Genomic DNA, 13,044 nt, shown 5'->3' on the forward strand with positions numbered 1-13,044 from the left:
TCCGTCACCTGCCGGGGGTCGATGAGGAGGGGGTGGGACGGGGGCTCGGCGCCGAAGCGGGCGGCGGGACCGTCGCGGTGGCCAGGGCCTCGGGGGCGAGGACCAGGGGGGCGCGGGCGGCGGAGGCGGCGCTGGGCACGCCCTTGACCTTGCCGTCGGGGCCGAGGAAGGCGGGGTCGCCGCCGGGCACCATGCCGAGTTCGCGGGCGCGGCGCTGGAGGGCGTCGGGCGCGGAGTAGGCGTCGATGTCCCGTTGCAGGGCCTGTTCCTCGTCGGTGAGGTTCTTGGTCTCCCGCTTGAGGTCGTCGAGCTGGAAGGCGCCCTCGCTGAGCGCGGAGTTCAGCACCAGCAGGCCGATCAGGCCGCCGCCGAGGAGCAGGACGACGAGGAGGACGAACGGGGTGCGTGCCGCCTGGGCGCGTCCGGTGGGCAGGAGCCGCGCGAGCCGGGCCGCCCTCCCCTTCAGCTCAGGTCGCCCCTTCAGTTCGGGTTTCCTACTCACTCACGCTCCCCTGAGTTCGCCTGTCCCACCCGTACGCCGCCCGGCCCGTCACCCGCCGCCTGCGCGGCCGGTTCCTCACCGTCCGGGTCTCACCGTCCGCACCTCACCCGACGTCCTCCCGGATCCGCTCGGCGCCGCGCAGCCGCGCGGGAGCCGCGCGGCGGTTCTCCGCGATCTCCTCCTCGGTGGGAAGTTCGGCACCGCGCGTGAGCAGCTTGAGCCGGGGCTGGTACTGCTCGGGGACGACCGGGAGCCCGGGCGGGGCGGTGGTGGCGGCGCCCGCCGCGAACACCTGCTTGACGAGGCGGTCCTCCAGGGAGTGGTACGACAGCACGGCGATCCGTCCGCCCACGGCGAGGGCCTTCACGGCCGCCGGGATCGCCCGCTCCAGCACCGACAGCTCACCGTTGACCTCGATCCGCAGGGCCTGGAAGGTGCGCTTGGCCGGGTTGCCTCCGGTGCGCTTGGCGGCCTGGGGCAGCGCGTCGCGGATCAGCTCGACCAGGCGCGCGCTGTTGGTGAAGGGCTCCTTCTCGCGCTCGCGCACCACGGCGGACACGATCCGCTTGGCCTGCTTCTCCTCGCCGTAGGCGCGCAGGATGCGGACGAGTTCGCCGGGCGGGTAGGTGTTGAGGACCTCGGCGGCGCTGACGCCGGTCGTCTGGTCCATGCGCATGTCCAGGGGGGCGTCCTGGGCGTAGGCGAAACCGCGGTCGGCCTCGTCGAGCTGCATGGAGGACACGCCGAGGTCGAACAGGACGCCCGCCACGCGGGCGATGCCGAGCCGGGCGAGCACGTCGGGGAGCTCGTCGTAGACGGCGTGCACCAGGGTGGCCCGCTCGCCGAAGGGGGCGAGCCGCTCGCCGGACAGGCGCAGGGCCTCCTTGTCACGGTCGAGGGCGACGAGCCGCGCCTCGGGGAACCGCCGGAGCAGGGCCTCGCTGTGGCCGCCGAGGCCGAGGGTGCAGTCGACGACCACCGATCCCGGCCGCTCCAGGGCGGGCGCCAGCAGGTCCAGGCACCGCTGGAGCATCACCGGGACGTGTCGACTCTGGCTCAAGTGGCCCTCTCAAACTCGGCGGGCGTCCACGCACCGCCGGGTCCCCGCCCTCCCCCGGTGAAGGGGCGGCCGGCGCCGGAGGCGTCGGCCGAGCGGCGGCGGGAGAAGGCCGAGCCGTACGTACGCGCCGCGCACGCGGGGAGATCCCCCGGTCGTGGCCGGGGTCTCCGGGGAGAAATCAGTGCAGCGGGCAGTCTCGCCTCCCGCTTCGCGTCACTTTAGTCCACGGCCCCGCCCGGTCAATCAACCGGCCTGCGCGTCGCGGCCCCCGCGGCGAGTCAAGGGATGTACCGGGTGAATCACCCTTGGGAGGGGGGTCACACCACTCCTGTGGATTGCCTCACAACAACGATCACTGGCGTTCTTTGTCCCCTCTCACGACGGGCCTGTCGCCCTCACGACCATTACCGTCATGAGTATGACGACTTCCGCCTCGGTTCCCGCCGGCTCCACGAACGCCACCACCTCCTCCGACACGGTCACCGACCGTCTGGTCGAGGCCAACGAGCAGTACGCGGCCGCCTTCACCGATCCCGGGATGGACGCCCGCCCCGTGCTGAACGTGGCCGTGGTGGCCTGCATGGACGCACGACTGGACCTGCACGCCGCGCTGGGCCTCGCGCTCGGCGACTGCCACACCATCCGCAACGCGGGCGGAGTCGTCACCGACGACGTGATCCGCTCGCTGACCATCAGCCAGCGGGCGCTCGGCACCCGCAGCGTCGTCCTCATCCACCACACCAACTGCGGCCTGGAGTCCCTCACGGAGGAGTTCCGGCACGAGCTGGAGATGGAGGTGGGCCAGCGTCCCGCCTGGGCCGTCGAGGCCTTCCGGGACGTCGACCAGGACGTGCGCCAGTCGATGCAGCGGGTGCGCACCTCGCCGTTCCTGCTGCACACCGACGACGTGCGCGGATTCGTCTTCGACGTGAAGTCGGGCCTGCTGCGCGAGGTCGACCCGGCGTGACCCGGCCGCCCGCCCCGGGGACGATCTGAGTTCCGGAGCCGTTTCCGGTCGTAAGACCTGACATATCGCTGTCAGTTGTCCACAGGCGAGTGACACGAATCGGTAACGGCGGCAAGAATGCGGGAGTGGTGCCACGCGGAACTTTTCCCGCGTGGTGTCCGTGATTCGGGGTGGGCCGGCCCGCACAGCAGGCGTCGGCCCGGGACATTTGGGGTTCCCCGCTCCTTCGCGGAGCGTGGGGAAAGGCCGAGGAGGGCCGGGTGACGACCTATGACGATCGAGCGAGCCTCACTGATCTGACCGCCGTCGTGGAGCGCGTGCGGGATTCGGTGGAAGGCGTGATCGAGGGAAAGCCCGAGGTCGTACGGCTCTCGCTGACCGTACTGCTCGCCGAGGGACATCTGCTCATCGAGGATGTCCCGGGAGTCGGCAAGACGATGCTGGCCAAGGCACTGGCACGGTCGATCGACTGTTCGGTGCGGCGGATCCAGTTCACGCCGGACCTGCTGCCCTCGGACATCACCGGTGTGTCCATCTGGGACCAGCAGCGCCGTGACTTCGAGTTCAAGCCGGGTGCCATCTTCGCGCAGGTGGTGATCGGCGACGAGATCAACCGCGCGTCGCCGAAGACGCAGTCCGCGCTGCTGGAGTCGATGGAGGAGCGCCAGGTCACCATCGACGGCAAGACCTACGAGCTGCCCAGCCCGTTCATGGTCGTGGCCACGCAGAACCCGGTCGAGATGGAGGGCACCTACCCGCTGCCGGAGGCCCAGCGCGACCGCTTCATGGCCCGCGTCTCGGTCGGCTACCCGAGCGCGGAGGCCGAGCTGCAGATGCTCGACGTGCACGGCGGCGTCTCCCCGCTGGAGAGCCTCCAGCCGGTGGCGCACGCGCACGAGATACTGAAGCTGATCGAGGCGGTGCGCGACGTGTACGTGGCCGACCCGATCCGCCGGTACGCGGTGGACCTGGTCGCCGCCACCCGCACGCATCCCGATCTCAGACTCGGCGCCTCGCCGCGTGCGACGCTGCATCTGCTGCGCGCTGCGAAGGCCTCGGCGGCCCTCGGCGGCCGGGACTACGCACTGCCGGACGATGTGCAGGCGCTCGCCGTCGCCGTACTCGCCCACCGGCTGCTGCCCACCGCTCAGGCCCAGCTCAACCGCCGCACCGCCGAGCAGGTGGTGCAGGAGATCCTCCAGCACACCGCGGTGCCCGCGGACACCCCGCAGCGGACGGGCCTCGGCCGTGGCGGTCCGGGCTACGGCCAGCAGCCGCCCCGGAGGCTGTGATGACCACCGCCGGCGCCGTCCACACGGACGGCGACACGGGTGACCGGAGCGGTGTCAGGACCGCTCTGGCGGGGCTCACCACCCGCGGGCGCTCCTTCCTGGCCGCCGGCGTGGCCGCCGCGATCTGCGCGTATGTGCTCGGGCAGAGCGATCTGCTGCGCGTCGGACTGCTGCTGGCGGTGCTGCCGCTGGTGTGCGCGGCCGTGCTGTACCGCACCCGCTACCGGGTCGCGGGCAGCCGCCGGCTCTCCCCCGGGCGGGTGCCGGCCGGCTCCGAGGCGCGGGTCCATCTGCGGATGGACAACGTCTCGCGGCTGCCGACCGGCCTGCTGATGCTCCAGGACCGGGTGCCCTACGTGCTCGGTCCGCGCCCGCGGTTCGTGCTGGACCGGGTGGAGGCGGGCGGCCGCCGCGAGGTGTCCTACCGGGTCCGCTCCGACCTGCGCGGCCGCTATCCGCTGGGCCCCCTCCAACTGCGGCTGTCCGACCCGTTCGGCATGTGCGAGCTGAGCCGCTCCTTCTCCACGTACGACACGCTCACGGTGATACCGCGCGTGGAGCCGCTGCCACCGGTGCGGCTGAGCGGCGAGGCGATGGGCTACGGCGACGGGCGGCAGCGTTCGCTGGCACTGGCCGGCGAGGACGACGTGATCCCGCGCGGCTACCGCTACGGCGACGATCTGCGCCGGGTGCACTGGCGTTCCACCGCGCGCTACGGCGAACTGATGGTGCGCCGCGAGGAGCAGCCGCAGCGCGCCCGGTGCACCGTGCTCCTGGACACCCGGGCCATCGCCTACGAGGGCGCGGGACCGGACTCGGCGTTCGAGTGGGCGGTGTCCGGCGCGGCCTCCGTGCTGGTGCACATGCTGGAGCGGGGCTATTCGGTGCGGCTGCTGACCGACACCGGCACCTCGGTACCGGGCGAGGGCTCCGACGGCTTCGCCGGGGTGAACCAGGAGTCGGCGGACGCGGCCGGGCTGATGATGGACACCCTCGCCGTGGTGGACCACTCCGACGAGGACGGCCTGTCGCGCGCCTACGACGTGCTGCGCGGCGGGAACGAAGGGCTGTTGGTGGCCTTCCTCGGCGATCTCGACGAGGAGCAGGCCGCGGTGCTCGCCCGGATGCGGCAGCGCAGCGGAGGCGCCCTGGCCTTCGTGCTGAACAGTGAGACGTGGCTGCGGGAACCGGCCGACGTGTCCGGTCCGTTGGACAGTGGCGAGGGGCGGCTGCGGATGCTGCGCGAGGCGGGCTGGACGGCCCTGGGCGTGCCGCGCGGTGCCTCGCTGGACGAGCTGTGGCGGCAGGCGGACCGGGACCGGTCGGGCCTGGCCGCGGCGAGCGGTGGGGAGGGACCGTGATCAGCGGGGTGGCGAGGCTGACCATCTGTGCCTGGGCGGCGACGCTGCTGGCGGCGTGTGCCCTGCTGCCGCTGGTCGAACCGTCGACGTGGCTCGTCCAGGCGGCGTTCCTGCTGGCCGTGCAGTCGGGCGTGGGCGCGGCCACCCGCAGGGTGCCGCTGGCGCGTCCGGTGACGGTGGCCGCGCAGGTCCTGGTGACGCTGGTGCTGCTGACCCTGGCCTTCGCGCGGGAGCACGCCCTCGGGGGGCTGATACCCGGCCCGGACGCCTTCCGCTACTTCGCCGAGCTCCTGGAGCAGGGCGGCGACGACGTCAGCCGGTACTCGATCCCGGCGCCGCTGTCCGACGGCATCCGGCTGATGCTGGTCGGCGGGGTCCTGATCATCGGGCTGCTGGTGGACACCCTCGCGGTGACCTTCCGCAGCGCGGCCCCGGCAGGGTTGCCGCTGCTCGCCCTGTACTCGGTGGCCGCGGGGCTGTCCGACGACGGCATCGACTGGCTGTGGTTCCTGCTGGCGGCGGCCGGCTATCTGATGCTGCTGCTCGCCGAGGGGCGCGACCGGCTCTCCCAGTGGGGGCGGGTGTTCGCCGGGCCGGGCCGCGCGCCCCACGACGACCGGCCGGGCGCCATGGCTCCCGTGCGCACCGGACGGCGGATCGGTGTGCTCGCGCTGGGCATCGCCCTGGTGGCACCGCTCGGTCTGCCCGCGATGAACGGCGGCCTGCTGGACCCGGCCGGCTCGGGCGTCGGCTCGGGCGGTGGCGGGGGCGGCACCATCTCCGCGGTGAACCCGCTGGTGTCGCTGCGCGACTCGCTGAACGTGGAAGACGACCGCCAGGTGCTGTCGGTGCGCTCCGAGATGGCGGACACCTCGGACCTGTATCTGCGGATCGTGTCCCTGGACGACTTCGACGGCACCACGTGGAAGCCGTCGAAGCGGTCCATCACCGCGGTGCCCGACGGCACCTTCCCCACCCCGCCCGGCCTCGGTCCCGGCACAGGGCGCACGGAGGTCGCCACGTCGATCTCCGTGGCCGACTGGTACGGCCAGACCTGGCTTCCGATGCCGTACCCGCCGAGCGGGGTCAGCATCCGGGGCGACTGGCGCTACGAACCGGTCGGCATGACGCTGGTGGGCGACCACGGCCAGGACACGCGCGGTGTGACGTACCAGGTGCGCAGCCTGAACGTCCAGCCGACGGCGGAGCAGCTGGCCGGTGCGCCGGAGCCGCCGCCGGCCCTGAAGCGCGAGTACACCGAGCTGCCTGGCTCGCTGCCGGCCGTGGTGGCCGAGACCGCCCGTGAGGTCACCGCGGGCGCGGACAACGCCTATGACCAGGCGGTGGCGCTGCAGGAGTACTTCACGCTGAAGGGCGGTTTCGAGTACGACACCGAGGTGGACGTCGGCAGCGGCCCCCGGGCGATCGCCCGGTTCCTGCGGGACAAGCAGGGCTTCTGTGTGCACTTCTCCTTCGCGATGGCGTCGATGGCCCGCTCGCTGGGCATACCGGCGCGGGTCGCAGTGGGCTTCGCGCCCGGTACGCCGCAGGCGGACGGCACCATCTCGGTCGGGCTGCGGGACGCGCACGCCTGGCCGGAGCTGTACTTCGAGGGCGTCGGCTGGACCCGCTTCGAGCCGACCCCGACCCGTGGGTCCACACCGCCGTACACGGTGCCGGACCCGGCGGACAGCACGGCGCCCGATCCGGCCCGGCCGTCCGAGGCGGCGCCCGAGGAGCCGTCCACGGCGCCCTCGGAGAGTGCGAGCTGCACGGCGCAGCGCAGGCTGCTGGACGGGTGCGGGAGCGAGTCGCCGCAGGCGGCCCTGCCCACCGGTGGCGACGGACCGAAGTGGTACACGGTGCTGTTGTGGGCGCTGGCCGGTCTCGCCGTCCTGCTGGTGCCTCTGTCGCCGATGCTGTGGCGGCTGCGGACCCGGGCGGTGCGGCTGGGCGGGCACGGCAGGTCGGAGGCGGACGCGGCGCCGCACATCCTCGCCGTGTGGGAGGAGCTGACCGACTCGGCCTGGGACCACGGCATCTCGCCGGACGAGTCGCTGACCCCGCGCAAGGCGGCCGCCCGAATCGTGCGGCTCGGCCGTCTCGACGAGAGCGGAGCGGCATCGGTGCACCGGGTCGCGGACGCCGTGGAGCAGGTGCTGTACGCACCGCGACCGCGGCCGGCCGCGGGTCCAACGGACGATGTGCGTCAGGCGATCGCGGGGCTGCGGGCGGCAGCGGGACGGCGGGCGCGGGTGCGTGCGGTGGTCGCTCCGCGGTCGGTGGTACGGGTCGGCTGGGCCGTGTCGGCGTGGTGGTCGGGTGTCCGCGACCGGCTGCTCGCGGCGCGGCCGGCCTGGCGGCGGCCGTTCCGGCAGCAGGGCTGAACGCTGGGCGCAGGGCCCTTGCAGGCGCCGGTGGGTTGCACCACCCGGTGCTTTGCGGGGGCCCTTCGTTTGCAGGCCGGGGGGTGTTCGCGCAGCCCGGCGCCGGCGGGGTGCCTCCCCCACGCTCGGCTTCGCTCGAGCGGGGGGGACCCCCATCGCCATGGGGGTACCTGCCAGGCTTTCAAGGCACTGGGGGGAGGCACGACTGCCCGCGAAGGGCGGCCGGGGTCGCGAGGGCGCGGAGCTCGGAGCAGGCCGTGGACATGGCTCAGGGGGTGACCACCAGCTCGGTGGTCACCCCCTGAACGGTGTCTTCGTGGGGTGGGAGCGGGATCTAGCGGCCGCCGCCCTGCTCGTCACGGCGCCGCTGCCAACGCTCTTCGATGCGGTCCATCATGGAGCGACGCTGTCTCCCCTGACGACTCGCCTGTGGGGTACCTGTGGCACCGGCGCCCTGCTCGCCCGGCTTGGGTGCCTTGCGCCAGCCGGTCACGGCGAGTACCGCGCAGCCCAGCATCACAAGGAATCCCACGACACTGAGCCAGACCTGCTGGGCGACCATACCGGCCATGAGGAGCGCAATACCCACGAGGAAGCCCGCGACCGCCTGGTAGACCCGTCGCCGGGTGTACGTACGCAGTCCGCTTCCCTCGAGCGCCGTCGCGAACTTGGGATCTTCGGCGTACAGCGCTCGCTCCATTTGCTCGAGCATGCGCTGCTCGTGCTCCGAGAGCGGCACGGAGTCCTCCTCATCGTGCAGTCGCCGGGGCGACCCGGGGGGTCCCTTCAGGATAGGCAGGGAATCGCCCCCGTGAAACCCGCCCCTCTACGCCAATTGGCCAACCGGTACCAGCCATCACGTCCCGGCCCACTGAGGCTTCTCATTCCCCGGCGGCCGACCCGTCATGCCGGGCGGTCTCCCTCGATCATACGGCGACCGGCCGCCATTCGGGGGGCCTGTGGCGCACTCCATGCGCCGCGGGACCACCGGACGCGCCGCTGATCAGCGGGCGCGTCACTGTGTTCACTCAAGCCCCGGAGGTCTCCTGCGTCTCACCGAGCACATGGAGCTGGGTCGCCACGGAGCGGAAGGCGGTCAGCTCGGCCGCGGCGGCCTCCAGCTTCAGCAGGGCGTCCAGTGCCCCGGGCTCGGTGTCCACGAGGACGCCGGGGACGAGATCGGCGAAGACCCGCACGCCGTGCACGGCGCCGACCCTGAGGCCCGCGCCCTCCACGAGTCCGGTGAGCTGCTCGGCCGTGAAGCGGCGCGGCATGGGGTCGCCCGTGCCCCATCGGCCGTTCGGGTCGTCGAGCGCCTGCTGGGCCTCGGAGAAGTGACCGGCGAGGGCCCGGGCGAGCACGGCGCCGCCGAGACCCGCGGCGAGCAGGCTGAGGACGCCCTCGGGGCGCAGGGCCGCCACCGCGTTGCGGACGCCCTCGGCCGGGTCGTCGACGTACTCCAGGACGCCGTGGCACAGCACGACGTCGTAGCCGCCGCGCTCGGCCACGTCGAAGAGACCGTGGGCGTCGCCCTGGACGCCCGTGACCCGGTCGGCGACGCCGTCCTCGGCGGCGCGGCGCTCCAGGGCGAACAGGGCGTTGGGGCTGGGGTCGACGACGGTCACGCGGTGGCCGAGGCGGGCGAGCGGCACCGCGAAGTTACCGCTGCCGCCGCCGGTGTCGAGGACGTCCAGCACCTGGCGTCCGGTCGCCTTGACCCGGCGTTCCAGGGCGTCCTGGAGGACCTCCCAGACCACGGCGGTACGGAGAGCGGCGCGGGGTCGCATCGGGTCCGACACGGTAGTGACTCCTCGGCGGGGCACCGCCTGGTGTGGTGGCGGGGCGGTTGGGCTTCAGTGCTGTCCACCCTATGGCCTGCGGCGTGGGCACCGGTCACCTGGCCGCCCCCGGGGGGAATCAGCCCGCGTCCGGCATGTCGCCCGGGTCCTCGGGGTCGGTGCGGGGCGGGGGAAGGATCGGCTGGAGGACCAGCATGCGTTCCACCAGGCGGAGGAACATCGCCACGTCCCGTATCAGGTCGTCGGCGTCGCGGGCGCTCGCCGCGCCCTGGATGCCCGCCTCGGCGCGGGCGCGGCGCCCGGCCCCCGAGGCGAACAGGGCGCTCCATTCGGTGAGCTCGGGCGCGATCTCGGGGAGCACTTCCCAGGCGCTCCGTATCCTGGCCCGGCTGCGCGGCGAAGTCTCGGGCCGGCCGCGCGCGGCGAGCACGGCGGCGGCGGTGCGCAGGGCGGCCAGGTGGGCCGTCGCATAGCGCTCGTTCGATGTCTCGAGGACGGTGGCCTCGTCGAGTCCGGCACGGGCCTGGGCGAGCAGGTCGAGGGCGGCGGGCGGGGCCGCGGCGCGGCGCAGCACGGGGTGGATGTCGCTCGCCGGGCCGTTCAGTGAGGGGGCAGGGCCGGATGCGCGGCGCCGACGGGCGGCGGCTGCGGACGAGTTGGCCATGACGAACCTCCTGTCGTCTTCGTGACGGCACGCCCCGAGACGGGGTGCCGTATGTACACATCGTGAGGTATGCCACTGACAATCCGTTCTGACCTGCGCTTTTGCTTCGACCGACAGTTCGAGCTAGTTTTTGCACTGACCAGTCAGTTCAAAAAGGGGAACAAGGGGGCGCTGGTGGACGGTCCGCCCGGACTTGCCGTCACGGCCGACGGCTTCGGCCTCGAGGGACCACGCGGCTGGGTGTTCCGCGGGGTCTCGGCCGACGCGGGACCCGGCTCGCTGATCGCGGTGGAGGGGCCGTCCGGTTCGGGCCGCACCTGCCTGCTGCTCGCGCTCACCGGGCGGATGCGGCCCACGGAGGGCGCGGCCGCGGTCGGCGGGCTCGAACTGCCCAGGCGCATGGCCGCCGTCCGCCGCCGCAGCGCCCTCGCCCACGTCACCGGCGTGACCGATCTCGACCCGGCGCTCACCGTCGGGGAGCACCTGCGTGAACAGGCGCTGCTGCAACGGCGCTTCGGGGGCCCGTTCCCGCTCGCCCCGCTGCGGCGCGGAGAGCGCACGCGGGAGGAGAAGCGGCGGCTCGACACCGCGCTGACCACCGCCGGGCTCGACCTCGCGACCCTGCCCAAGGGCCCGCGGACGGCCGTACGGGACCTGGAGCGGGTGGAGGCGCTGCGGCTGTCGCTCGCGCTGGCGCTGCTGGGCCGCCCCGGACTGCTCGGTGTGGACGACACCGACCTGAAGCTCTCCCCCGCCGAACGGGACGAGATCTGGGCCCTGCTGAGGTCCGTCACCGAAACCGGCACCACCGTGCTGGCCGTGTGCAGCGAGGCACCGGGCGACGCGGTGACCGTCCGCACCGGAGCCGCCCGGCACGACGAGGAGAAGGAGGCGGCGGCCGATGCGCTCGCCGAAACTGGCCGCTCTTGAGCTCCGGCGCTTCGGCCGGGGCACGCTGCCCCGCGCGGCGCTGGTCGCCCTGCTGGTGCTGCCGCTGCTGTACGGCGCCCTGTACCTGTGGTCGTTCTGGGATCCGTACGACCGTCTGGACCGGATCCCGGTGGCGCTGGTGAACGACGACGAGGGGGCGACCGGCGACGGCGAACGCATCACCGCGGGCGACGACATCGCCGACGGGCTGCGCGACAGCGGCACCTTCGACTGGCGGGAGGTGAGCGCCGAGGAGGCCCGGCGAGGCGTCGAGGACGGCACCTACTACCTGTCGCTGACCCTGCCGGCCGACTTCAGCCGCCGTATCGCCTCCAGTTCGGGCGACTCCCCCGAGACCGGAGCGCTGCGGGTGCGGACGAACGACGCCAACAACTACATCGTCGGACAGATTTCCCGGACGGTCTTCGGCGAGGTGCGCCGGGCGGCGTCCACGAAGACGTCGCGGTCCTTCCTCGACCGGATCTTCGTCTCGTTCTCCGACATCCACGGCGAGACCGTGAAGGCGGCGAAGGGCGCCGACAAGCTGAACGGCGGCATCGGGAAGGCGGAGAAGGGCTCCAAGGACCTCGCCGACGGCCTGTCGGACGCCCGCAAGGGCAGCGGCAAGCTGTCCAAGGGCCTCAAGGACCTCCACAACGGCGCCGGCGACCTGGAGGACGGTTCCAAGAAGGTCGCGGACGGGACGCGGAGGCTCGCCGAGAAGGTGAACGCGGTCGACGCCGAAGCGGGTCCCTTCCTGAAGGACAACGAGAAGGCCATCGGGGAGACCGCGCGGTTCGTCGCCGACTCGGCCGGCGACCTCCGCGACGATCTCGACGCGCTCGAGGAAGGGGCACCGGCCGCCGCGAAGGACGCCCGCGCGGCGTCCGCCACCGTGGACGGCGTCCACAAGACGCGCTGCGAGGATGCCGCCGTGCCCGACGCCGCCTGCGCGGACCTGAAGAAGGCCAAGGACGCGGTGGCCGCGGCGGCGACCGTCGCCGACGACGTCAGTGCCCTGGTCACCGACCACCGCGACGACCTGAAGAAGCTCGACGGCCGGCTCGCCACCCTGGAGAAGCAGGCCCGGACGCTCGCCGGCCGCGCCCCGCACCTCTCCGAGGACCTCGAGGATGCCGTGACCCGGATCAACAAGCTCAACACGGGCGCCGGCAAGGTCGCCGCGGGCGCGAAGAAGCTGAACAAGGGGCTCGGCACCGCCGAGACCGGCGCCCGGGACCTCGACAAGGGCGTCGGCGAGCTGAAGACGGGCGCCGACGATCTCAAGGGCGGTCTGTACAAGCTCGTCGACGGCTCCGGTGACCTCGCCGGCGGCCTGCACGACGGCGCCGGGAAGATCCCCGACTACGACAAGCAGGACCGCGACCTGCGCACCGAGGTGATGGCCGACCCGGTGCGGCTGGTCTCGAGCGATCCGCACAAGGCGCCCAACTACGGCACCGGATTCGCCCCGTACTTCATCCCGCTGTCGCTGTGGGTGGGCGCGATGGTGGCGTACATGCTGATCGCGCCGATGAACCGGCGTGCCCTCGCGGCGGGCGCCTCGGCGTGGCGGATCGCGCTCGCGGGCTGGCTGCCCGTGGTGGCGATCGGGGTGCTGCAGACGCTGGCGCTGATGTCGGTGCTGCACTGGGCGCTCGGGCTGCAGATGGCCCGGGCGGCCGGGACGGTGGGCTTCCTGTTCCTGGTGGCGGCGTGTTTCGCGGCGCTCGTGCAGTGGCTGAACGCGCGCTTCGGCGCGGCCGGCCGGATCCTCGTTCTCGCGCTGCTGATGCTCCAGCTGACCTCCGCGGGCGGCACGTACCCCGTTCAGACGAGCCCGCCGTTCTTCAACGCGCTGCACCCCTTCCTGCCGATGACCCACGTCGTCGAGGCGCTCCGGCGGCTCATCACGGGCGGCGGCCTCGGACCGGTGTGGCAGGCCTGCGCCGTACTGACGGCCTTCACCGCGGGCGCCGTGGCGCTGACCGCGCTGTCGGCCCGCCGCCGTCAGGTGTGGACGCCTTCCCGGCTGCACCCGGAGCTGAGCCTGTGAACGGGCGCGCCGGGGCTCCTGTGAGA

Annotated in this window: 11 protein-coding genes; 6 read left to right on the forward strand and 5 right to left on the reverse strand. The window is 73.0% G+C overall.

The genetic code is table 11. The annotated features are described in order from the left end of the window. Nucleotides 1-4: 4 nt before the first annotated feature. Both ftsL and rsmH read right to left on the reverse strand, forming a co-directional pair. On the reverse strand, nt 5-502 hold the full coding sequence (gene ftsL / locus ACZ44S_RS26965) for a cell division protein FtsL (protein WP_466933361.1): 498 nt from the start codon (nt 500-502) through the stop codon (nt 5-7). 103 nt (nt 503-605) lie between these two features. Further along, nucleotides 606-1,562: a 16S rRNA (cytosine(1402)-N(4))-methyltransferase RsmH gene (gene rsmH, locus ACZ44S_RS26970; RefSeq protein ID WP_466933364.1), complete on the reverse strand. Its 957-nt coding sequence runs from the start codon at nt 1,560-1,562 to the stop codon at nt 606-608. A 418-nt stretch (nt 1,563-1,980) separates the two neighbouring features. Here rsmH and ACZ44S_RS26975 point away from each other — a divergent pair, with 418 nt between their 5' ends. The 4 genes from ACZ44S_RS26975 (at nt 1,981) to ACZ44S_RS26990 (ending at nt 7,569) form a co-directional block, all read left to right on the forward strand. After that, nucleotides 1,981-2,529, forward strand: coding sequence for a beta-class carbonic anhydrase (locus ACZ44S_RS26975; RefSeq protein WP_466933366.1), 549 nt, complete (start codon nt 1,981-1,983; stop codon nt 2,527-2,529). 260 nt (nt 2,530-2,789) lie between these two features. After that, entirely contained in the window at nt 2,790-3,821 is a 1,032-nt protein-coding gene (locus ACZ44S_RS26980) for an AAA family ATPase (RefSeq protein ID WP_190162063.1), read from the forward strand. Then, nucleotides 3,821-5,182 carry a DUF58 domain-containing protein gene (locus ACZ44S_RS26985; protein ID WP_466933368.1) on the forward strand — a complete coding sequence of 454 codons (1,362 nt, stop codon included), beginning with the start codon at nt 3,821-3,823 and terminating at the stop codon, nt 5,180-5,182. Before ACZ44S_RS26980 ends, ACZ44S_RS26985 begins: the two co-directional genes overlap by 1 nt. Continuing rightward, nucleotides 5,179-7,569 (forward strand): transglutaminase TgpA family protein, encoded by a 2,391-nt coding sequence (locus ACZ44S_RS26990; RefSeq protein WP_466933370.1) that lies wholly within the window; start codon nt 5,179-5,181, stop codon nt 7,567-7,569. The genes ACZ44S_RS26985 and ACZ44S_RS26990 overlap by 4 nt, the downstream gene beginning before the upstream one ends. Nucleotides 7,570-7,903: 334 nt before the next feature. On the opposite strand, the gene ACZ44S_RS26995 is transcribed toward ACZ44S_RS26990, so the two are convergent. From ACZ44S_RS26995 to ACZ44S_RS27005, 3 genes are all read right to left on the reverse strand, one after another. Continuing rightward, the gene (locus ACZ44S_RS26995; protein WP_190162065.1) at nt 7,904-8,308 is read right to left on the reverse strand and encodes a DUF3040 domain-containing protein; all 405 of its coding nucleotides are present in this window, start codon (nt 8,306-8,308) and stop codon (nt 7,904-7,906) included. 289 nt (nt 8,309-8,597) lie between these two features. Continuing rightward, complete coding sequence (locus tag ACZ44S_RS27000; protein ID WP_466933373.1) at nt 8,598-9,368, reverse strand: methyltransferase; 771 nt, start codon at nt 9,366-9,368, stop codon at nt 8,598-8,600. A gap of 118 nt (nt 9,369-9,486) precedes the next feature. Continuing rightward, nucleotides 9,487-10,032: an SAV_6107 family HEPN domain-containing protein gene (locus ACZ44S_RS27005; protein WP_466933375.1), complete on the reverse strand. Its 546-nt coding sequence runs from the start codon at nt 10,030-10,032 to the stop codon at nt 9,487-9,489. Between the two features lie 174 nt (nt 10,033-10,206). Between ACZ44S_RS27005 and ACZ44S_RS27010 the strand changes: the two genes are divergently transcribed. Together ACZ44S_RS27010 and ACZ44S_RS27015 are read left to right on the forward strand one after the other, a co-directional pair. Next, nucleotides 10,207-10,962 (forward strand): ATP-binding cassette domain-containing protein, encoded by a 756-nt coding sequence (locus ACZ44S_RS27010; protein WP_466933377.1) that lies wholly within the window; start codon nt 10,207-10,209, stop codon nt 10,960-10,962. Next, nucleotides 10,934-13,018, forward strand: a complete 2,085-nt coding sequence (locus ACZ44S_RS27015; RefSeq protein ID WP_466933379.1) for a YhgE/Pip family protein — start codon at nt 10,934-10,936, stop codon at nt 13,016-13,018. The genes ACZ44S_RS27010 and ACZ44S_RS27015 overlap by 29 nt, the downstream gene beginning before the upstream one ends. Nucleotides 13,019-13,044: the final 26 nt, after the last annotated feature.

The organism is Streptomyces malachitofuscus, assembly GCF_055571035.1.